At 69.8% G+C, this 19,063-nt stretch carries 23 protein-coding genes and 1 riboswitch; of the genes, 14 read left to right on the top strand and 9 right to left on the bottom strand.

What is annotated here, in order from left to right; all coding sequences use genetic code 11:
* Positions 1-97 precede the first annotated feature (97 nt).
* On the top strand, positions 98-595 hold the full coding sequence (locus ABZ195_RS14995) for an NUDIX hydrolase (protein ID WP_355218941.1): 498 nt from the start codon (positions 98-100) through the stop codon (positions 593-595).
* Here the strand turns inward: ABZ195_RS14995 and thiE are convergent.
* Complete coding sequence (gene thiE / locus ABZ195_RS14990; RefSeq protein WP_355218939.1) at positions 579-1,256, bottom strand: thiamine phosphate synthase; 678 nt, start codon at positions 1,254-1,256, stop codon at positions 579-581. The two genes, ABZ195_RS14995 and thiE, sit on opposite strands and share 17 nt — an antisense overlap.
* A gap of 42 nt (positions 1,257-1,298) precedes the next feature.
* Positions 1,299-1,409, top strand: a riboswitch (TPP riboswitch).
* On the opposite strand from thiE, the gene thiO reads away from it, so the two are divergent.
* The 7 genes from thiO to ABZ195_RS14955 all read left to right on the top strand — a co-directional run bounded on the left by thiO (position 1,398) and on the right by ABZ195_RS14955 (position 5,274).
* A complete protein-coding gene (gene thiO, locus ABZ195_RS14985; protein ID WP_355219240.1) occupies positions 1,398-2,420 on the top strand; it encodes a glycine oxidase ThiO in 1,023 nt (340 codons plus the stop codon). Its footprint overlaps the riboswitch before it by 12 nt.
* Positions 2,417-2,614, top strand: a complete 198-nt coding sequence (gene thiS / locus ABZ195_RS14980; protein ID WP_355218937.1) for a sulfur carrier protein ThiS — start codon at positions 2,417-2,419, stop codon at positions 2,612-2,614. The genes thiO and thiS overlap by 4 nt, the downstream gene beginning before the upstream one ends.
* Positions 2,607-3,362 carry a thiazole synthase gene (locus tag ABZ195_RS14975; protein WP_355218935.1) on the top strand — a complete coding sequence of 252 codons (756 nt, stop codon included), beginning with the start codon at positions 2,607-2,609 and terminating at the stop codon, positions 3,360-3,362. Before thiS ends, ABZ195_RS14975 begins: the two co-directional genes overlap by 8 nt.
* A gap of 39 nt (positions 3,363-3,401) precedes the next feature.
* Positions 3,402-3,704: a hypothetical protein gene (locus ABZ195_RS14970; RefSeq protein ID WP_355218933.1), complete on the top strand. Its 303-nt coding sequence runs from the start codon at positions 3,402-3,404 to the stop codon at positions 3,702-3,704.
* Positions 3,705-3,714: 10 nt separating this feature from the next.
* The gene (locus ABZ195_RS14965; RefSeq protein ID WP_355218931.1) at positions 3,715-4,002 is read left to right on the top strand and encodes a WXG100 family type VII secretion target; all 288 of its coding nucleotides are present in this window, start codon (positions 3,715-3,717) and stop codon (positions 4,000-4,002) included.
* A gap of 2 nt (positions 4,003-4,004) precedes the next feature.
* Complete coding sequence (locus ABZ195_RS14960; RefSeq protein ID WP_355218930.1) at positions 4,005-4,772, top strand: SGNH/GDSL hydrolase family protein; 768 nt, start codon at positions 4,005-4,007, stop codon at positions 4,770-4,772.
* Positions 4,773-4,785: 13 nt separating this feature from the next.
* Positions 4,786-5,274, top strand: coding sequence for a MarR family winged helix-turn-helix transcriptional regulator (locus ABZ195_RS14955; protein ID WP_355218928.1), 489 nt, complete (start codon positions 4,786-4,788; stop codon positions 5,272-5,274).
* A 1-nt stretch (position 5,275) separates the two neighbouring features.
* Here ABZ195_RS14955 and ABZ195_RS14950 read toward each other — a convergent pair whose 3' ends face one another.
* Positions 5,276-6,022, bottom strand: a complete 747-nt coding sequence (locus ABZ195_RS14950; protein ID WP_355218926.1) for an SDR family oxidoreductase — start codon at positions 6,020-6,022, stop codon at positions 5,276-5,278.
* Between the two features lie 115 nt (positions 6,023-6,137).
* Here ABZ195_RS14950 and ABZ195_RS14945 point away from each other — a divergent pair, with 115 nt between their 5' ends.
* The gene (locus ABZ195_RS14945) at positions 6,138-7,646 is read left to right on the top strand and encodes a M28 family metallopeptidase (protein ID WP_355218925.1); all 1,509 of its coding nucleotides are present in this window, start codon (positions 6,138-6,140) and stop codon (positions 7,644-7,646) included.
* A 23-nt stretch (positions 7,647-7,669) separates the two neighbouring features.
* Positions 7,670-9,085 carry a M28 family peptidase gene (locus tag ABZ195_RS14940; RefSeq protein WP_355219238.1) on the top strand — a complete coding sequence of 472 codons (1,416 nt, stop codon included), beginning with the start codon at positions 7,670-7,672 and terminating at the stop codon, positions 9,083-9,085.
* An 88-nt stretch (positions 9,086-9,173) separates the two neighbouring features.
* Here the strand turns inward: ABZ195_RS14940 and ABZ195_RS14935 are convergent, their stop codons facing one another.
* From ABZ195_RS14935 to ABZ195_RS14920, 4 genes are all read right to left on the bottom strand, one after another.
* On the bottom strand, positions 9,174-9,434 hold the full coding sequence (locus ABZ195_RS14935) for a hypothetical protein (RefSeq protein ID WP_355218923.1): 261 nt from the start codon (positions 9,432-9,434) through the stop codon (positions 9,174-9,176).
* 13 nt (positions 9,435-9,447) lie between these two features.
* Entirely contained in the window at positions 9,448-10,773 is a 1,326-nt protein-coding gene (locus ABZ195_RS14930; RefSeq protein WP_355218922.1) for a solute carrier family 23 protein, read from the bottom strand.
* A gap of 129 nt (positions 10,774-10,902) precedes the next feature.
* Complete coding sequence (locus ABZ195_RS14925) at positions 10,903-11,673, bottom strand: SDR family NAD(P)-dependent oxidoreductase (protein ID WP_355218921.1); 771 nt, start codon at positions 11,671-11,673, stop codon at positions 10,903-10,905.
* Positions 11,674-11,718: 45 nt separating this feature from the next.
* On the bottom strand, positions 11,719-12,549 hold the full coding sequence (locus ABZ195_RS14920; RefSeq protein ID WP_355218919.1) for a sugar phosphate isomerase/epimerase: 831 nt from the start codon (positions 12,547-12,549) through the stop codon (positions 11,719-11,721).
* Between the two features lie 198 nt (positions 12,550-12,747).
* On the opposite strand from ABZ195_RS14920, the gene ABZ195_RS14915 reads away from it, so the two are divergent.
* Genes ABZ195_RS14915 through ABZ195_RS14900 form a run of 4 tightly spaced genes read left to right on the top strand, consistent with a single transcriptional unit; the run spans position 12,748 to position 16,613 of the window.
* Positions 12,748-14,082, top strand: a complete 1,335-nt coding sequence (locus tag ABZ195_RS14915; RefSeq protein ID WP_355218917.1) for an MFS transporter — start codon at positions 12,748-12,750, stop codon at positions 14,080-14,082.
* Positions 14,082-14,924 (top strand): transketolase, encoded by an 843-nt coding sequence (locus ABZ195_RS14910; RefSeq protein WP_355218915.1) that lies wholly within the window; start codon positions 14,082-14,084, stop codon positions 14,922-14,924. Before ABZ195_RS14915 ends, ABZ195_RS14910 begins: the two co-directional genes overlap by 1 nt.
* The gene (locus ABZ195_RS14905) at positions 14,921-15,904 is read left to right on the top strand and encodes a transketolase C-terminal domain-containing protein (RefSeq protein ID WP_355218913.1); all 984 of its coding nucleotides are present in this window, start codon (positions 14,921-14,923) and stop codon (positions 15,902-15,904) included. Before ABZ195_RS14910 ends, ABZ195_RS14905 begins: the two co-directional genes overlap by 4 nt.
* Before the next feature lie 43 nt (positions 15,905-15,947).
* Complete coding sequence (locus ABZ195_RS14900; protein ID WP_355218911.1) at positions 15,948-16,613, top strand: GntR family transcriptional regulator; 666 nt, start codon at positions 15,948-15,950, stop codon at positions 16,611-16,613.
* On the opposite strand, the gene ABZ195_RS14895 is transcribed toward ABZ195_RS14900, so the two are convergent.
* From ABZ195_RS14895 to ABZ195_RS14885, 3 genes are all read right to left on the bottom strand, one after another.
* Positions 16,610-17,827, bottom strand: coding sequence for an amino acid permease (locus tag ABZ195_RS14895; RefSeq protein WP_355218909.1), 1,218 nt, complete (start codon positions 17,825-17,827; stop codon positions 16,610-16,612). The genes ABZ195_RS14900 and ABZ195_RS14895 overlap by 4 nt on opposite strands.
* Before the next feature lie 18 nt (positions 17,828-17,845).
* On the bottom strand, positions 17,846-18,637 hold the full coding sequence (locus tag ABZ195_RS14890) for a polysaccharide deacetylase family protein (protein WP_355219236.1): 792 nt from the start codon (positions 18,635-18,637) through the stop codon (positions 17,846-17,848).
* A gap of 154 nt (positions 18,638-18,791) precedes the next feature.
* Positions 18,792-19,061 carry a hypothetical protein gene (locus tag ABZ195_RS14885; RefSeq protein WP_355218907.1) on the bottom strand — a complete coding sequence of 90 codons (270 nt, stop codon included), beginning with the start codon at positions 19,059-19,061 and terminating at the stop codon, positions 18,792-18,794.
* Positions 19,062-19,063 lie beyond the last annotated feature (2 nt).

Genomic DNA, 19,063 nt, shown 5'->3' with positions numbered 1-19,063 from the left:
GGCCCCTCAACTGTAAAGGAATTCTAAGAGCAGGGGGCGGGACGCGCGGGACAAACGCCGACACCCATGTCCGCCGGACCTTCCCTATCCTGGGATCGTGCGCGGTGACGGTGACGGCTGGGTCAGTTCGACGGATGGCGCGCACTTCTGGGGCCTGCACGGTGCTGCCGGACTGCTGCTTCGGGCGCCGCGGCCCGACGGTCGTGCCGCTGTCCTGCTGCAGCACCGCGCACCGTGGAGTCACCAGGGCGGCACGTGGGGTCTGCCCGGTGGCGCCCGCGACAGTCACGAGACCGTCGAGCAGGCCGCCGTCCGCGAGGCTCAGGAGGAGGCCGGCCTGAGCGCCGACCAGTTGGTGGTCCGGCGCGAGGTCGTCACGTTCCGGCCGAAGGGCGTGTCCTGGACCTACACGACGGTCATCGCCGACGCCCCTGAGCCCCTGCAGACCGTGCCGAACCGGGAGAGCTCCGAGTTGCGCTGGGTGCCCGAGGACGAGGTGGCCGACATGCCCCTGCACCCCGGATTCGCTGCCAGCTGGGAGCGGCTGCGCAGCGAGTCGGCGTCGTTGCCGCTGGAGGTCAGTCGCGAGACCTGAGCCCGGCGACCAGTGCCCTGGCCGCCGCGGTCGGGTCCTCGGCGGCGGTGATCGCCCGCACCACCACGATGCGGCGCGCCCCCGCGGCGAGCACGTCGGGCAGCCGGTCGAGGTCCAACCCGCCGATGGCGAACCACGGCATCTGAGTGGAGAGGTCGGCGGCCGTGCGGACCAGCTCGAGGCCCGGGGCCGGTCGTCCCGGCTTGGTCGGCGTGGGCCAGCACGGGCCGACGCAGAAGTAGTCGACGGGCTCCCGGGCCGCGGCCATGCCGACCTGCTCGGCGTCGTGGGTGGACCGCCCGATGACGACGTCCGGGCCGACGACGTCCCTGGCCACCGGAAGCGGCAGGTCGTCCTGGCCGAGGTGCAGCACGTCGGCCGACGCGGCGCGCGCGACGTCGGCGCGGTCGTTGACCGCGAAGAGTGCCCCGTGCCGCCGCGCCGCGTCGGCGAGCACCTCCAACGCCGCGAGTTCGCCGCGAGCCTCCAGCGGGCCGAACTCCCGCTCACCAGCCGAACCCTTGTCGCGAAGCTGGATGACGTCGACGCCACCCGCCAGTGCGGCATCGGCGAACTCCGCGAGGTCGCCGCGTTCGCGCCGGGCGTCGGTGCAGAGGTAGAGCCGGGCGGTCGCGAGACGGCGACGACGGTCGAGAGCCATGACGCGAACGGTAGCGACTGTGGGTACCCTCGGCTACGAGAGAGCTAGAGACGCGGGAGTCCCGATGCCGGGGGCTGAGAGTGGGTGCGATCACCCTGACCGTCACACCTGATCCGGGTAATGCCGGCGTAGGAAGGACGAATCGTGCACGTCGACGGTGCCAGGAGAACGCTTGCCGTGATCGGAGGCGGCGTCATCGGATTGGCGGTCGCCAGACGGGCGGCCGTGGACGGCTGGGTCGTGCGGGTGCATCGGGCCGAGGCTCCCGGTGCGTCGTGGCTGGCGGGCGGGATGGTGTCGCCGCTCGGCGAGGGCCGGCCCGGTGAGGAACGGTTGCTGGAGATCGGTCTCGCGTCGCTGCGCATGTGGCACGAGGACTTCCTGGACGGGCTGCCCCCGGAGGTCGTCACCGCCAGGGAGTCGATGGTGGTCGCGATCGACCGCGCCGACGCCGAGGATCTCGCCATGATCGGCGAATGGCTTGCCGCCCAGGGACATCCGGTGGAGATCACCAGGAACTGCCGCGAGATGGAGCCGCTGCTCGCGCGTGGCATCCGGCACGGATTCGTGGCCGGCGCCGAGTTGGCGGTCGACAACCGGGCGCTGGTCGCCGCGTTGGCGAATCGGTGCGAGACCGTCGGAGTCACGTGGGCGGGTCCGGTCCGGTCCCTGGACGACGTGCGCGACGCCGAGGTAGCGGTAATCGCCAACGGGGTCGACGCCCCGGCGTTGTGGCCCGGACTGCCGATCCGGCCGGTCAAGGGTGAGGTGCTGCGACTGCGCTGGCGCCGCGGGTGCATGCCGTTGCCGAAGAGAGTGATTCGGGCCAGAGTGCACGGTAGGCAGGTGTACCTGGTGCCGCGGCCGGACGGCGTGGTGGTGGGTGCGACGCAGTACGAGCACGGACACGACACCACACCGACGGTGGCCGGCGTCCGCGAACTCCTCGACGACGCGTGCGAGGTCGTGCCCGCGCTCGCCGAGTACGAGCTCGCCGAGTGTGCGGCGGGTCTGCGCCCGATGACGCCGGACAACCTGCCACTGGTCGGGCGGCTCGACGACCGAACTCTGGTGGCCTCGGGCCACGGCCGTTCCGGTTTCCTGTTGGCGCCGTGGACCGCGGCGACGATCTCGGCCGAGTTGACGGTGGGAGTGTCCGCATGAGGATCGTGGTCAACGACGAGTCCGTCGAGATCGACGACGGTGCCTCGGTGACGGACCTGCTGGCGCGCCTGGGCCTGTCCGAGAAGGGAATCGCGGTGGCCGTCGACTGGGCGGTGGTGCCGCGGTCGCAGTGGTGCCGGGGACTTCCCGACGGCGCCCGGGTCGACGTGGTGACGGCGGTGCAGGGTGGCTGACGTGCTGACCATCGCGGGCCGCAGCTTCGGGTCGCGGCTCATCCTCGGCACCGGTGGCGCGGCCAATCTGGCGGTGCTGGAGGAGGCGCTGGTCGCCTCGGGCACCGAGCTGACGACGGTCGCGATCCGCCGGGTCGACGCCGAGGGCGGCACCGGGGTGCTCGATCTGCTGACCCGCTTGCGCATCACGCCACTGCCCAACACGGCGGGGTGTCGTGGGGCCGCCGAGGCGGTGCTGACGGCCCGACTGGCGCGAGAGGCGTTGGAAACCAACTGGGTCAAGCTCGAGGTGGTGGCCGACGATCGCACCCTGTTGCCCGACGGGGTCGAATTGATCAGGGCGGCAGAGCAACTCGTGGACGACGGCTTCGTGGTGCTGGCCTACGCCAACGACGATCCGATACTGGCGAGGCGCCTGGAGGACGCCGGCTGCGCGGCGGTGATGCCACTGGGTTCGCCGATCGGCACGGGCCTGGGCATCGCCAATCCCCACAACATCGAGATGATCGTCGAGCGCGCGGGCGTGCCGGTGATCCTCGACGCCGGCATCGGCACGGCGAGTGACGCCGCCCAGGCGATGGAACTTGGTTGCGACGCCGTGCTCTTGGCGACGGCCGTCACGCGGGCCGCGGACCCACCGATGATGGCGGCCGCGATGGCCGCCGCGGTGACCGCCGGCAGGATGGCCCGAGGCGCCGGTCGGATACCGAAGCGGTTCTGGGCTCACGCGTCGAGTCCGGCGATGTAGCGCTTCTGAGCCCTCGACGAACGTGGCAGGATCGGAATCATGGCACGGCTCGAGATGGACGGCGACCGACTCCGCAGGGAGGTACGGACGTTCGAACACCTGGAAGAGGAGCGGGCCACCCACGAGGCGCGGGTGGCCCAAATCGCGGGCGACCTGACGAGTTCGCTGCAGGGGCAGACCGGCGCGGCAGCCCAGAAGGCGCTGGCGGACTACCTCGCGGCGTCGCAGGCACTGCGCGCCGAGGAGGCGGAGATGAACGTCAAGATGGAGACCGCCATCGACGCCTACGAGGCAGTCGACGGCGCCGCCGCAGGCGGCCTCGAGAGCCAGATGGGCATCTGAGGGGATCGCCGTGACGGATCAGAAGTGGGACTTCGGCGCCATCGAGAAGTCGCTGGCCGAACTTGACGGGGAAGCCGCGGCAACGCTCGAGACACTCGAGGCGGAGCGGGCTCAGTTGCCGCGGGTGGCCGACTGCTGGGGCGGCACCGGCAGCGAAGCATGGGGAGCGCAGCAGACGCGCTGGCAGCAGAGGGCCGACGCCCTCGCCGCGTCGCTGCACCGCTTGACGGCCGCTCTCCACGGGGCCACCACGCACATGAACGGCGTGGACTCCTCCGTCGGCAAGTTGTTCTCCTAGTCGTGGCGGGACGGTACGTCGCGCTCGGTTCGTCGATGGCGGCCGGGCCCGGGATCCGGCCGAGGGCGGCGCACGCTCCGCGGGGCTCCGGGCGGTCGGCGGCCAACTACCCGCACCTGGTCGCCGAGCGGCTGTCCTACGACCTCGTCGACGTGACGTTCTCGGGTGCCACCACGGCCAATCTGCTGTCCGAGCCTCAGCGCGGCACGCCCCCGCAGATGGACGCACTGGACGGCTCGGAGAGCCTGGTCACCGTGACCGTCGGCGGCAACGACGTCGGCTACGTTCCCATGCTCTACGCGGCTGGTCTGCCCCGCTGGGTGCGGATGGTGCCGGTGCTCGGCGCAATCGTGCTCGGGCACCTCGACGTCACCGAGCGGGACCGCGCGCTGGCGGCTGTGGGCGACTCCCTCAAGGCCGTCGGTGACCAGGTGCGCCGTCGCGCCCCGAACGCGCGGGTCCTCTTCGTCGACTATTTGAGCCTGTTGCCGCCCAAGGGAGTTCGTGCGGATCCGCTGCCGGAGGACGCCGTCGAGACGGGCCGTCGGATCGCGTCGGCGCTGGAGCGACTCACCGCCGAGGCGGCCGCCGCCACGGGGTGCGAGGTGGTCGCCGCCGGCGCCGCGAGCCGTGAGCACCATGGGTGGTCGACCGATCCGTGGACGACGAGGTTCGGCGTACCCCTGCCGGGCCGAGCGGCGCCGCTGCACCCCAACGCGGTGGGAATGCGCGCGGTGGCAGATCTGATTTGCGTGAAGTATCACCAATAGTCATGATGACCGGATGGCCGTGTGGTTGACGGCGCCCCAGGGGCGCACCTGGTTGCACTACATGAGCGTCTACCACCGGCTCGAGTACGAGATGAACCGGCATCTTCAAGCCGAATGCGGGTTGTCCCTCCCCGACTACACGGTGATGAACGCGCTGTCGGTCACCACGGGACGACGGATGCGGCTGTCCCAGTTGGCGATCACCATCGGGTGGGAGCGCAGCCGGCTGTCGCACCATCTGCAGCGGATGGCGGGCCGCGGCCTCGTCGACCGGGTGCAATCCGATACCGACGGCCGGGCCACCGACGCGATGCTGACCGACGCCGGGATGCGAACGCTCCGCGCGGCAGCCCCCAAGCACGCCGCCTGGGTGCGCAAGGTGTTCTTCACCGACCTCGACGACGACCAGGTCGAGGAGCTCGGTGATCTCCTCGACCTGGTCTACGGCACCATCCTGCGCGAGGGCACGCTGCCCAGGCCGGACTGGCCGCCGAAGGAGTGACCTAGGTCTGCACCTCGCCGCCGTCGACGAACAGCTCACTGCCCGTCATGAAGCTGCTGGCCGAGGAGGCCAGGAACACCACCGCCGCGGCGATCTCGGCGGGCTGCCCGACGCGCCCCAGCGTGACGTCGGCGGTGAGGTTCTTCAGCAACTCTTGCTCGCCACCGGCCGGTGCGAGTCCGAGGAGTCCCGGTGTCTCGATGGGTCCGGGTACCAGGGTGTTGACCCGGATGCCACGTGGCGCCAACTCCGCGGCCCAGGTACGGCCGAACGAGCGGACGGCGGCCTTGGACGCGGCGTAGGCGCCAAAGGAGGCGACGCCCCTCGACGCCGCCGTCGACCCCGCCAGGATCACCGATGCGCCCTCGTTGAGCAGTGGCAGCACCTTCTGCACCGTGAACAGTGTGCCGGCGACGTTTCGGTCGAAGGTGTCGTGGTAGTGCTCGGGCGTCAGCTCTGCGAGGGTGGCGAACTCGCCACCTCCGGCGTTGGTGAACACCGCGTCGAGGCCGCCGCCACGAGCGGTCACCGCATCGACGATGGCGTCCAGCTGGTCCAACTCGCTCACGTCGCTGCGAATGCCGGTCGCCGACGATCCGATCGACGCCACGGCGGCGTCGATCTTCTCCTGGTTGCGGCCGGTGAGGAAGACGTGGGCGCCTGCCTCGGCCAGGGCTTGCGCCGAGGCCAGGCCGATGCCGGCGGTGCCGCCGGTGACGAGAGCGTTCTTGCCGTCCAGTGATCCCATGACTGCTCCTTCTCGTGATGTCGTCTCGGTTCGAGGGTTCGCGCTTTTGCGTGACATGTCAATCAACTGGCACGGGCCCGGAGGTATTCCGCGCGGCGTGACTAACGTTGGGGCGATGCGGCGGAGATCACGGACTGTTGGGGCTGCCTTGACGGCAGCGGTGTTGGCGGCGGGTGTCGCCGGATGCGGCGCGGAGGGTGCTGCACCGGAGTCTCCGTCCTCGGGTTCCGCCTCGCCCTCCGCCGAGGACTTCGCGGTGTCGTTGATGGACCGTGTGACGACCGACGCGATGATGGCGCACCTCAAGAAGCTGCAGGACATCGCCGACGCCCACGGCGGAAACCGGGCCCTCGGCACACCGGGGTATGACGCGAGCGTCGACTACGTGGTGCATACCCTGCGGGACAAGGGCTTCGACGTGAAGACCGACGACTTCGAGGTCCGCATTCCGTTCGCCGACGAGCCGGTCGTGACGGTCGGCGGTCAGCGAATCAAGGCCGCGCCGCTGAACTACACCGTGGGTACGCCCGAGGGCGGGGTGGCCGGGCGCTTGGTGCCCGCCCGCACCGGCCCCCGGCCCGGCTGCGCGGCATCGGACTACGACGGCCTCGACGTCAAGGGCGCGGTGGTGCTCGTCGACCGTGGGGCGTGCCCGTTCGGTGACAAGCAGGCGGTGGCCGCCGAACGCGGCGCGGTCGCCGTCATCGTGGCGAACAACGTCGACGGCGACGAGATCGGTGGCGGCACCCTGGGGGAGGACACCGACGTGAAGATTCCGTCGGTCAGCGTCTCCAAGGGTGACGGTGCCCGCCTGCGGGCGACGCCCGCCCAGACGACGATCGCCCTCAACGCGGGCGTCCGCGTGGACCGCACGCGCAACGTCATCGCGCAGACCAAGACCGGGGCACCCGACGACGTGGTGATGGCCGGCGCCCACCTGGACAGCGTGCCCGAGGGGCCGGGCATCAACGACAACGGCTCCGGGGCGGCCGCCGTCCTGGAAACTGCTGTGCAGCTTGGCAGTTCGCCCGATGTGAAGAACGCCGTGCGATTCGGCTTCTGGGCCGCCGAGGAGGAGGGACTCGTCGGGTCGGCCGAGTACGTCAAGACCCTCGACGAGGAGGCGCTCAAGGACATCGCGCTCTACCTCAACTTCGACATGCTGGCCTCGCCGAACCCCGGCTACTTCACCTACGACGGCGACCAGTCCGCACCTCCGACGGCGGACGTGCCGCGGGTGCCGGAGGGCTCGGCGGGCATCGAGCGCCTGCTGTCGGCCTATCTCGACGACGCAGGCAAGGAACCGCGCGACACCGGCTTCGACGGGCGCTCCGACTACGACGCCTTCACCCAGGCCGGGATCCCAGCGGGCGGACTGTTCGCCGGAGCCGAGGAGAAGAAGAGCGCCGACGAGGCGAAGATCTGGGGCGGGCAGGCCGATCAACCGTTCGATCCCAACTACCACAAGGCCTCCGACACCTACGACCACCTCGACCGCACCGCGCTCGACATCCAGGGCAAGGGAGTCGCCTACGCGATCGGCGTCTACGCCAAGGACGTCGGCGGGCGCAACGGCGTCCCCGTCCGCGACGACCGCACGCGGCACGTGGTGTCCGGATCGTGAGGACGGCGCTCATCGCGGCCAGCATGCTGCTGCTGGTGGTGGCCGGCTGCTCGTCGCAGAGCGCGCCCGCGGCGCCGGCCCCGCTGTCCGGTCGCGAACTGGCCGACAAGGTGACCGCCGACGGCATGTACGTCCATCTGCAGAAGCTCGCCGACATCGCCACCGCCCACGACGAGACGAGGGCCGACGGCACGCCCGGCTTCGACGCCAGCGTCGACTACGTCGCCCAGACGTTGCGCGACAAGGGTTTCGACGTCCAAACACCTGAATTCGACCGGCTCGCCATGACGTCACCCGGCCGGCCGACCCTGACCGTGTCGGGACGCAACTTCCCGGTCACGCAGGCCTCGCCGCTGGTGTCGACTCCGGCCGGCGGGCTCAGCGGCGTGACGTTGCGACCGGAGAAGGCGTCCGGTTGCGCTGCCGCCGACTACGGCTCGGTGAACGTCCGCGGCGCCTTCGCCATCGTCGACGACGCGGGCTGCTCGGTGGTCGACAAGCAGAACGCGGCCGCGGGCCGCGGTGCGATCGGAGTGCTCGTGGTCAGCGATCCCGATGCCGGCACGAGCCCGGCCGGCCTGTTCACCCCGGGCTACTACCAGCAGCTGACCTCACCGGTCGCCGTGATCGACGACGCGGCCGACGCGGCGCTGCGTCGGACGACCGCCGACGTGCGATTGGTGTTGGACGGTAGGAGCGCCGTCGTCACGTCGCGCAGCGTGGTGGCCCAGACCAAGAGCGGCGATCCGCACAACGTCGTCGTCGCGGGGGCGCACCTGGATTCGGCGCCGAACAGCCCCGGCCTCAACGACGACGGTTCCGGGGTGGCGGCGGTCCTGGAAACCGCGGTGCAGCTGGGCAGTTCGCCGACGGTGACGAACGCGGTTCGGTTCGTGTTCTGGGGCAGCACGGAAACCGGGTTGCAGGGCTCCTCGAAGTACGTCGCGGGCCTGGGCCCGACCGGTTTGGCCGACGTCGCCCTCTATCTGGACTTCGACCTGCTGGGTTCGACCAACGCCGGTTACTTCACCCTCGACGGCGACCAGTCGGGCCAGCCCAACCCCGACGTCCCGGCCGCGCGGGTACCCGCCGGCTCGGCTGGCGTCGAGCGCACCCTGGCCGGATACCTCAACCTCGCCGGCGTGCGGCCAGCCGATCAGCCACTGGGCCTGACGAGTGACTACAGCGCGTTCCTGCGCGCCGGCATCCCCATCGGCGGCATCACCACCGGTTCGTCGCAGCGCAAGACCGCGACGCAGGCGCGGCTGTGGGGTGGCCGCGCCGGGGTGGCGTTCGACCCCAACTACCAACGCCGGGGCGACACGATCGCCAACGTCGACCGGGCGACGCTGTCGACGACCGGCCCCGCGGTGGCGTTCGCGGTCGGCACCTACGCCCAGAGCACCGAGGGTCCGAACGGGGTGCCGGCGCGCGGCTAGGTGCTCATTCCGGGGGCGGGCAAAGTATTGCTCCATGCCGTCGGGGCGGCCGTGGACGCGGTGATCGGCTACCGGGCTGGTCCGGTCGTCAGCAGGGGTCGCCGGGAGGCGTGTAGTACGGCACACCCTCGACGGTGTAGCACGGCACCTCGCCCCAGACGTAGGGCGTGTCCGACGAGGCGATGGCGACGCCTCGCGCCACGTCGCCTGCGACGTTGGTGCAACCGCCCACCGCTACGTGGCGTCCGCCCGCGCCGGCGCAGATGTCAGCCTGAGCCGCCGGTGCCACGGCGAAGGGCAGAGCCCCCATGGCTGCCGACGTCAGCAGCACCGCTGCAAGTTTCTTCATCAATCTCGTCCCCTCAGTTGGCCGACTCGCCGCCATTGTCACGCACGTCAATACGCGCGGTGCGGGTTTCGCCGTTTTCACTGGAGGCGCCGTCCGCCGGCCTGGCCGCGCGAAAGCCCAGCAGCCGCATGCCGTGGTAGATGACCAATGCGGCGATCGAGCCCAGTGCGATGCCGGTGAAGATCAACGAACCGGCCTGCCAGGTGAAGTCGGCGATGCCGACGATCAGGGGGATCGCGGCGGTCATCTGATTGACCGGCAGGCTGAAGTCGACGTGGTTGGTCAGCCAGATGCGGACGCCGAGGATGCCGACCAGTCCGTAGAGGACGACCGTCGCGCCGCCGAGTACGCCGGGCGGAATGGCGGAGATGGTCGCACCGACCTTGGGACACATGGCCAAGACGATCGCGACCGCCGCGGCGACCCAGTACGCCGCCGTGGAGTAGACCCGGGTGGCTGCCATCACGCCGATGTTCTCGGCATAGGTCGTGGTGGCCGAACCGCCGCCGAACCCCGCGAGCGTCGTGGCGACGCCGTCGGCGGCGATCGCACGACCCATCACCGCATCGGTGTCGGTGCCGGTCATCTGACCGACCGATTTGACGTGGCCGATGTTCTCGGCGATCAACGCGATCACCGCGGGCAGGAACAGCGGCAGTACCGACAGGTTGAAACTCGGCGCCTGGAAGTCGGGCAGGCCGATCCACGGTGCCGCCCTGATCGCCGACGTGTCGACCTGGCCGAGTCCGAGTGCCAGCAGATAGCCGATGACCACCGCCAGGAAGATCGCGAGCCGACCGATGATTCCCTGGAAGAAGGCCAGGATGCCGACCAGCAGGACCAGCGTGACGAGCCCGACGACGGGGCCCTTCTCGAAGTTGTTCTTGGCCGCAGGTGCGAGGTTGAATCCGATCAGGGCGACGATGGCACCCGTGACGACGGGCGGCAGCGTGGCGTCGAGCCAGCCGGTGCCGACCACGTGGACGATGCCGCCGATGATCATCAGCAGCACGCCCACGGCGACCAGTCCGCCCAGCGCGCTACCCGTGCCGTGGGACGCCACCGCCGCGGTGACCGGTGCGATGACCGAGAAGCTCGACCCCAGATAGCTGGGCAGCCGGTTGCCGGCGATGATCAGGAACAGCACCGTGCCGATCCCCGAGAACAGCAGCGTGGTGGCGGGCGGGAATCCCGTCAGCACGGGCACCAGGAACGTGGCGCCGAACATCGCCACGACGTGCTGGGCGCCGATGCCGAGGGTGCGCGGCCAGCTCAGCCGCTCGTCCGGCGCCACGACGAAGGCGTCGGACGGGACGGGTTTCCAGCCAAGTGAGATCACGGTTGTCGACTACACACCATCGGCGGGCGTCGCGCGAGGCGAACAGCGCGCCGAGTGTGAACTCGTCGGCGACATTTCGGCGGTTCTCCGCCAACGACTTCACGCTGGGCGAGGGCAGCCGCGCACGCCTCAGTGAATGTGGCTGCCGCCGTTGATGTCCACGGTGGTCCCGGTCAGATAGCTCGCGTCCTCGCTGGACAGAAACGTGATGACGGCGGCCACCTCCTCGGTGGTGGCGGTGCGCCCCACCGGAATCCCGGCTGCCAGGGCGGCCTCGGACTCGTCGGTCGCGCCAACCCGGATGTTGGTGTCGACGGCGCCGGGGGTGACGGCGTTGACGGTCACGCCGGTGTCGGCGATCTCCCGAGCCAGCGACTTGGTGAAGCCGAGGATCGCCGCCTTCGCCGACGAATAGGGCACCTTGCCGAACACGCCGCCGCCGCGCTGCGCGGACACCGACGACATGTTGACGATGCGGCCCCACCCGTTGTCGATCATGGCGGGCAGGAAGGCCTTCGTGACCAGATAGGTGCCGGTGGCGTTGACCGCCATCACCTTGTTCCAGATGTCCAGGGTGGTCTCGAGGAACGGGATGGGGGAGGTGATGCCGGCGATGTTGGCGAGCGCACCGACCGGGGGCAGATTGCCCGACGCGACCTCGGCCGCGACCGCGGCCTCGGCGGCGGCCACCGACTCCTCGGAGGTGACGTCGACGGCATGACCGTAGGCGGGCACGGCGAACTGGTTGCCGATGTCGGCGGCGACCTTCGCGGACTTCTCGCCGTCGAGGTCCAGGATGACGACGGCCCAGCCCTCCCGGGCGTAGCGCTGCGCGAGGGTCATGCCGATGCCGCGGTCGGAGGTCGCTCCGGTGATGACGGCGGTGCGGGTCGTTGCCATGGGTTGTGTGCCTCTCGTTGTCAGATGGGGGTGTTCGGGTACGGGTTAGATCAAGCCGGAGATGAGGTGGCCGGCCTTGACGGCGGCCGCGGGTCGTTCGTCATGGGTGAGGTCGCGGGTCTCCAGCTCGAGCGCGAAGTGCCCGCGATACCCGGCGGCGGCGAGTTCCTTGATGCCGCGGGCGAAGTCGACGTCGCCGTTGCCGACCGAGACGTTGATGTTGCCCGGGGTGGCGTCGCGAACGTGGACGTGCGCGATCCGAGGCCCGAAGCGGGCGACGAAGTCCGCGGGGTCACCGCCCGAGGCGACGACGTGGCTGAAGTCCATCACGATGCCGATGTCGGCGGCGAGACGGTCGAACAGCATCTGCGCGCGCTCCAGGTCGCAGCACAGTCGATGCAGATGCAGCGACTCGGTCCACAGCGCAACGGAATGCGACGCCGCGATGGTCGCCGCCGCCGCGAGCTCGTCGGCGACGAGGGCGACGTCGGTCTCCAGCGTCGCGATCGGCGTGTGGTCGAGTGCGCCGCAGGGCAGCACCAGCGCGTGCGCTCCGACGGCCGCCGCCAGGCTCGACAGCATCTCGAGGTGCGTTCGGCGATCCGAACGACGCCCACCCCTCGCAGGCGCGTTCAGATCGCCGACGTCCCCGTTGACCGAGCGCACGCGAAGGCCCGACGCCGCGACGGTGCGCGCGACGGCGGACACCGCGTCGGCGTCCAGCACGTACGGCACGTGGTCACACACCCCGGGCAGAGCGCCGAGGTCGATTTCGTCGAAGCCGAGGGAGGCGATCGTCTCGAGCGCCTCGGCCAGCGGTTGATGCCGAAAGCTGATCGTGGAGCACCCCAGACGGGCGGAGAAGGTGTTCGACACGGCGTTCCTCGGGCTCTTCGACGGTGTGATGCCAACCACAGTAGGTGGTTGACTGTTAACAGTCAACCTACTAACGGCAGTCGATGTCGACTGTTGACATTGCATGTGGGCGGAGTCACACTGAGTGACGTACCGCACTGTTGACCGTCAACAGTGACGACGATTGCCCTGGTGGAACCAAGTTGAGAGGATGAGCCCATGAGCGATGACGCTCTGGAGATGCGGGGTCCGGTGCGCGGCACCAAGGACGCCAGACGGGTCGCGATCGGGTCCGGGGTGGGCGCCGTCATCGAGACCTACGACTTCATCGGTTTCGGGACGGCCGCCGCCCTCTACTTCGGTACGGCGTTCTTCCCGGGGGCCAGCCCCGTCGCGGGCACCCTCGCCGCATTCGCCACCCTCGGTGTCGGCTTCGCCGCTCGTCCGCTCGGCGGCATCATCGGCGGGCACCTCGGTGACAAGCTCGGACGCAAGCCCGTCCTGGTCGCCTCTCTCATCGTGATGGGCCTGGCCACCTTCGCCATCGGCCTGCTGCCCACCTACGAGTCGGTCGGCATCGTGGCGCCGATCCTCCTGGTCACCGTCCGAATGATCCAGGGCCTGGCGTTCGGTGCCGAATGGGGCGGTGCGATCCTCATGAGCTACGAGCACGCCCCCTGGAAGCAGAAGGGTCGCTACACCGGCATCGTGCAGGCTGGCTTCCCCGTCGGCCTGCTGCTGGCCAACCTGGTCTTCCTCGTCAGCGTCCACCTCGGTGGCGACTGGGCGTGGCGAGTGCCGTTCCTGGCCAGCATCTTCCTGGTCATCGTCGGGTTGATCATCCGGGCCCGGGTGCCCGAGTCGCCCGTCTTCGAAGACGTCAAGGACAAGGGCGACATCGTCAAGTCGCCGATCGTCGAGGTCGTCAAGACCGACTGGCGAAACATCATGCGCGGCATCGGCCTTCGCATCGCCGAGACCGCCGGCTACGCGGTCTCCATCACCTACATGATCTCCTACCTGAAGGGCGCCCAGCTGGCGACGAAGACCGAGACGCTGCTGGCGCTGTGCGTCGCCTCGGCGCTGGGCATCGTCGCGACCATGGCGTGGGCCCGGCTGACCGACAAGATCGGCAGACGGCCGGTCTACCTGTGGGTCACCGCCTTCGGCATCCCGTTCGGCGTCATCATGTTCATGCTGGTGAACACCGGCCTGATGATCCTGATCGTCGCGACCTTCGTGATCGCCTACGGGGTGTGCCAAAACGCCTTGGCCGGCGCTCAGGGCGCGTGGTTCCCCGAGCTGTTCAACGCGAACACCCGCGCCTCGGGAGCCTCACTGGCCTACCAGATCTCGGCCATGGTCTCGGGCTTCACCCCGTTCATCACGACCCTGCTGTTCGAGTGGATCGGCTGGACGGGCCCGGCCCTGCTGTTCAGTGCCTACATGGCCATCGGGCTGTGCGCGGCCCTGGCCACCCGCGAGACGTGGGGTCCGCGCGAGCGGGCCCTCGCCGACGAGGCCGTGGCCAAGTCGCCGGAGTTGGCCGTCTGATGCGCCGTCAGACGGTCGAAGCCGCGGCCTACCGCGCACGGCATCACGCGCTGAACATGGGCGAGGCGCAGGGGCAGGGTTACGTCGGCCAGGCGCTCGGCGCCGCCGACATGCTCGCCTGCGTCTACGCCGACCAATTGCGGTACCGCGCCGACGATCCGCACTGGGCCGAGCGGGACCGGTTCTTGCTGTCCACCGGTCACTACGCCATCGGGTTGTACGCGGCGCTCGCCGAAGCAGGCATCGTCGACGTCACCGAACTCGACACCTACGGCAGTGACGGCTCACGTCTCCCAATGTCCGGAATGGCAAGCTACACACCGGGAATGGAGATCTCTGGCGGGTCGCTGGGCCACGGTCTGACGGTCGCCGTCGGGATGGCGCTGGGGCTGCGGCATCAGGGTTCGCCCGCACGGGTGATCAACTTCCTCTCCGACGGAGAACTCGACGAGGGCTCCACGTGGGAGGCGGCGATGGGTGCCAGTCACCACCAGCTCGGCAACCTGATCGCCATGGTCGACGTCAACGCCCTGCAGGCCGACGGCCCCACCGCGGGAATCCTGCGCACCGAACCCGTCGGCGACAAGTGGGCCGCGTGCGGCTGGTTCACCCAACGCATCGACGGCAACGACGTCGACGCCCTGCTGGCGGCCTTCGACGCCGTCACGCAACGGTGTGCGCCGACCGGGCAACCATCGGTCATCGTGTGCGACACCAAGGTTGGCCGCGGCGTGCCGCTGCTGGAGAACAGGGAGAAGGCGCACTTCATGCGCATCGACGCCGACGAGTGGCAGATCTGCCGCGAGCAGCTCACCCTCGGATACGAAGGAGTACCGGCATGACCGCTCAGGCGCCGCTGCGGACCTCGGCGATGATCGCCTCGTTCGCCGACCCCGGCCAACGCACCACGCCCGCCCCGTTCGGGCACGCCCTCGTGGCCGCGGCGCGGGCCGACGAACGCATCGTCGGGCTCACCGCCGACCTCGGCAAGTACACCGACATGCACATCTTCGCAAACGCCATGCCGGACCGCTTCTTTCAGATGGGAATGGCCGAGCAGCTGCTCTTCGGCGCTGCGGCGGGAATGGCCGAGACGGGCCTGATCCCCTTCGCATCGACCTACTCGGTGTTCGCCACCCGGCGGGCCTATGACTTCATCTGCCTCGACATCGCCGAGCCCGGTCTCAACGTCAACGTCGTCGGCGGTCTGCCTGGACTGACCACGGGGTACGGGCCGTCGCATCAAGCCACCGAGGACATGGCGATCTTCCGGGGCATTCCCGGACTGACGATCGTCGACCCGTGTGACTCGGTGGACATCGAGCAGGCCGTGCCGCAACTCGCGGAGACTCCGGGGCCGACCTATCTGCGGCTGTTGCGAGGGCAGGTGCCCACCGTCCTCGACGAGTACGACTACACCTTCGAACTCGGCAAGGCCAAGGTGGTGCGTCCGGGGACCGACGTCGTCTTCGTCTCCAGCGGGCTGATGACGATGCGGGCGCTGCTCGCCGCGGAGGAACTCGCCGCCCACCGCGTCGACGCCGCGGTGGTGCACACGCCCACCATCAAGCCCTTCGACGAAGACACGGTGCTGCGCGAGATCGACACCGATCGCTTGGCCGTGACCCTGGAGAACCACACCGTCGTCGGCGGTCTGTTCGAGACGGTGGCCTCGGCCGCGGTGCGCCGTGGCGTCGGCAAGCAGGTCACGCCGATCGCGCTGCCCGACGAGTTCCTCGCCGCCGGAGCACTACCCACCCTGCACGATCGGTACGGCCTGTCGACGCGTCGGATCGTCGCCTCGGTCCTGGACCGGCTGTAGCATCGATGTCGACATTCAGATGTTGACACTCGAGGGGCAACGAATGACGGCCGAACCCGGATTCCTGCGCCTGGAGAAGACCAGCCTGCGGCAGCAGGCACTGTCGGCGCTGCGCAAGGCCATCACCACCGGGCAGATCAAGCCCGGCACGCACCTGGTCGAGACGGAACTCTCCGAGGCCCTCCAGATCAGCCGCGGCACGCTGCGCGAGGCCATGCGCCAGCTTCAGCAGGAGGGCTTGATCTCGGCGGGCGCCAGAGGTCGGCTGTCGGTGCGGCACCTCGACACCAAGGAGATCCGCGACATCTTCGGCGTCCGTGCCGCGTTGGAGGCCTTGGCGGCAAGCGAATTGGCGTCGCGGCCCGACCGGGCGGCCGTCGTCGCCGAACTGCGCGACGCCGTCGAGGACATGGACCGCTGGGCCGCCTCCAACCTCGAGGACCGCATCGAGGCGGATCTGCGGTTCCATCGCACGCTGTGCCGGCTCACGGGCAACGAGACGTTGATGCACTCCTGGTCGTCGCTCGAGGGCAGCATCCGGATGTCGATCATGTACGCCGGCGTCGAGCGGGCGTTGAAGAACATGGACGCCAAGCGTCACCTGGATATCGTCGACGCGATCGAATCGGGGGACGGTGTGGCGGCCGCCGATGCGGTGCGGGCGCACATGGCGGGCGCGGCCTCGGTGCTCGTCGACGGTGCCGCCTAGCGGCGGACCGCGTAGAGCACCGCGCCGACCAGCAGGACCGCCATCCCGGCGAGCACCGACGTCATCGGTAGCGTGACCGCCAGCACGAGGCATCCGACGAGTCCCGCGACCGGAATGAGCCTGGCGCCCAACGTAGATGCCGAGGCGTTGGCGATCGCGTAGTAGACGAGCACCGCGAAGGACGAGAAACCGATCGCACCGCGCAGGTCGAGAACGCCGGCGAGGACGGCGACGACGACGCCCACCGCGATCTCGGCCCGGTATGGGGTGGCGAACCGGGGATGCACGACGGCCAGGGCGGGCGGAAGGTGGCGGTCCCGCGACATCGCCAGGGCCGTCCGCGACACTCCGAGGATCAGGGCCAGCAGCGAGCCGAGCGCGGCGATCGTCGCACCGACCCGCACCACCGGCGTCAGCCCGGGGTGGCCGGCCGCACTCACCGCGCCGGCCAACGGTGCGCCCGCCGAAGCCGTTCCCGCACTGCCCAATTCGGCCAGCACGGCGACTGCGACGGCGGCGTAGACCACTAGGACGATGCCGAGTGCGATCCGGATCGCCCGCGGGATCGTCGTCGTCGGGTCCCGCACCTCCTCGGCCAGGGTGGCGATCCGTGCATATCCGGCGAAGGCGAAGAAGCACAACCCCGCGGCCTGCAGCACGCCGAGCGCGCTCGCGTCGTGCAGGGCCAGCCGCGAGACGTCGGTGCCACCGGAGGTGGCGATCGCGACGACGACCGCGGCCAGCACCGCAAGCACGACGGCGACGATGACCTTGGTGAGCCGTGCGGACTTCTGCACCCCGACGGTGTTGACCGCCGTCAGGAAGGCCACGGCGGCGACCGCGACCACGTGCGCGTGGGCGGGCCAGGCGTAGACGCCGACGGTGAGCGCCATCGCGGCGCACGACGCCGTCTTGCCGACGACGAAGCTCCATCCGGCGAGGTAGCCCCAGAACGGGCCGAGCCGCTCACGGCCGTAGACGTAGGTACCGCCGGACTGGGGGTAGAGCACGGCGAGCCGGGCCGAGGAGGTGGCGTTGCAGTAGGCGACGACGGCGGCGAGGGCCAGTCCGATGAGCAGCGCCGACTCCGCGGCCGCGGCGGCGGGTGCCAGCGCCACGAAGACGCCCGCCCCCAGCATCGAACCGAGTCCGATGGTGACCGCGTCCGCGGTGCCGAGGGTGCGACGCAGGGCGGGCGGTTCTGGCGCGGCCACGGGTGCAGCGTAGCGACGTCAGGCGGGGTAGGCGGAGGTGAGGCGACTGGTCTCGGGCTTGGAGAACACGTCGTTCAGGGTGACCGTACGCAGGCGGCGGTCGTGGATGATGTCGACCAGTTCGTGGTAGACGGTCGTGACCGGCGGGTGGTTGAGGTGGCCGATGACGATCTTCTGCGGCACGTAGTACTGGTCGGCGTTGGCGACGATGTCGCGCGGCGCCAGGATCTGGTCGTCGCCGATGTTGCCGTCCCACAGGGCGGTTTGGGTGTAGCCCAAGTCGGCGGCCACCGACTGCACCAGGTCGTCGTACGCGCCGTAGGGCGGCCGGTAGTAGGGGGTGGCGTCCACGCCGAAGGTGTCTCTGATGAATTGATCGGTGTGCCGCAACTCGTCGGCGATCCTGCTGCCCGTCAGCTTCGTCAGGTCCGGGTGCACCCAGGTGTGGTTGCCCAACTGGATCTGACCCGAGTCGACCAGGGGCGTCAGCAGGTCGCGGTTGTCGGTCCACGACGAGAACACCCCCGTGACGAACATCGTCAGGCGGATGCCGGTGTCCTTGGCCAGTTGCGCGTAGGCCCGCACCACCGCGGTGTCGACGCCGTCGTCGAGGGTCAGCGACAGCAGGTCACCCGGTACGGGAAGGGCGCTCAACACGCCACCCCCGGGCAACGGAATCCGGGCCTGCGGCGGTGGGGCGGGCAGCAGTTCGGGCCAGGTGGGAGCGGCCGGAAGCGCGGCAGGCGGTGCCGGGGCGGGTGCCTGCGCGGCGTGACTCGAGGCATCCGCGCCGCACCGCACCAGGGCAATGCCGGCCGCCGACGCGATGGCCCCGGCGAGCAGGTTTCGTCGGGACAGCAACGTCCCATTCGTCACTCTGGTCACATCGGGCACGTTCAGCAGGGTAGCTGTCGCGCGGCCGATAACCCGGGAAGCTGGGCTGACAGTCCGCTGAGTGCCGGTCCTAGCGGTTGCGGATGACGTTCACGGCCAGGTAGCCGCCGTACCCGAGCAGCCCGACCAACGCGAGCTTTCGGGTCTGGGGGATGGCCACGCCGAGGCCCAGCGCCGTCTCGAGTCCACCGTTGATCTTCAGGAAGCGTGCCGTGTCCTTCGGAAACGCCGCCTTGGTAATGCCCTCGAACAGTTCCGGACGGACGAAGTGCGCCACACCGGTTCCGGCCAAGGCCAATCCGGCGAACGTGGCTGACGTCGAACTCTTCTCCTGCGGCACTT

Source organism: Mycobacterium sp. NPDC006124, assembly GCF_040614235.1.
In the GTDB taxonomy this organism is placed as follows: domain Bacteria; phylum Actinomycetota; class Actinomycetes; order Mycobacteriales; family Mycobacteriaceae; genus Mycobacterium.
Note: the sequence above shows the minus strand (reverse complement) of the source record. Positions and strands in the feature narration are given on the sequence as shown.

Excerpts from the sequence above, each read along its gene's own strand:
- thiE (WP_355218939.1), bottom strand. The coding sequence starts at position 1,256 with ATGGCTCTCGACCGTCGTCGCCGTCTCGCGACCGCCCGGCTCTACCTC.
- thiS (WP_355218937.1), top strand. The coding sequence starts at position 2,417 with ATGAGGATCGTGGTCAACGACGAGTCCGTCGAGATCGACGACGGTGCC.
- ABZ195_RS14970 (WP_355218933.1), top strand. The coding sequence starts at position 3,402 with ATGGCACGGCTCGAGATGGACGGCGACCGACTCCGCAGGGAGGTACGG.
- ABZ195_RS14955 (WP_355218928.1), top strand. The coding sequence starts at position 4,786 with ATGGCCGTGTGGTTGACGGCGCCCCAGGGGCGCACCTGGTTGCACTAC.
- ABZ195_RS14950 (WP_355218926.1), bottom strand. The coding sequence starts at position 6,022 with ATGGGATCACTGGACGGCAAGAACGCTCTCGTCACCGGCGGCACCGCC.
- ABZ195_RS14945 (WP_355218925.1), top strand. The coding sequence starts at position 6,138 with ATGCGGCGGAGATCACGGACTGTTGGGGCTGCCTTGACGGCAGCGGTG.
- ABZ195_RS14940 (WP_355219238.1), top strand. The coding sequence starts at position 7,670 with ATGCTGCTGCTGGTGGTGGCCGGCTGCTCGTCGCAGAGCGCGCCCGCG.
- ABZ195_RS14935 (WP_355218923.1), bottom strand. The coding sequence starts at position 9,434 with ATGAAGAAACTTGCAGCGGTGCTGCTGACGTCGGCAGCCATGGGGGCT.
- ABZ195_RS14925 (WP_355218921.1), bottom strand. The coding sequence starts at position 11,673 with ATGGCAACGACCCGCACCGCCGTCATCACCGGAGCGACCTCCGACCGC.
- ABZ195_RS14915 (WP_355218917.1), top strand. The coding sequence starts at position 12,748 with ATGAGCGATGACGCTCTGGAGATGCGGGGTCCGGTGCGCGGCACCAAG.
- ABZ195_RS14910 (WP_355218915.1), top strand. The coding sequence starts at position 14,082 with ATGCGCCGTCAGACGGTCGAAGCCGCGGCCTACCGCGCACGGCATCAC.
- ABZ195_RS14905 (WP_355218913.1), top strand. The coding sequence starts at position 14,921 with ATGACCGCTCAGGCGCCGCTGCGGACCTCGGCGATGATCGCCTCGTTC.
- ABZ195_RS14900 (WP_355218911.1), top strand. The coding sequence starts at position 15,948 with ATGACGGCCGAACCCGGATTCCTGCGCCTGGAGAAGACCAGCCTGCGG.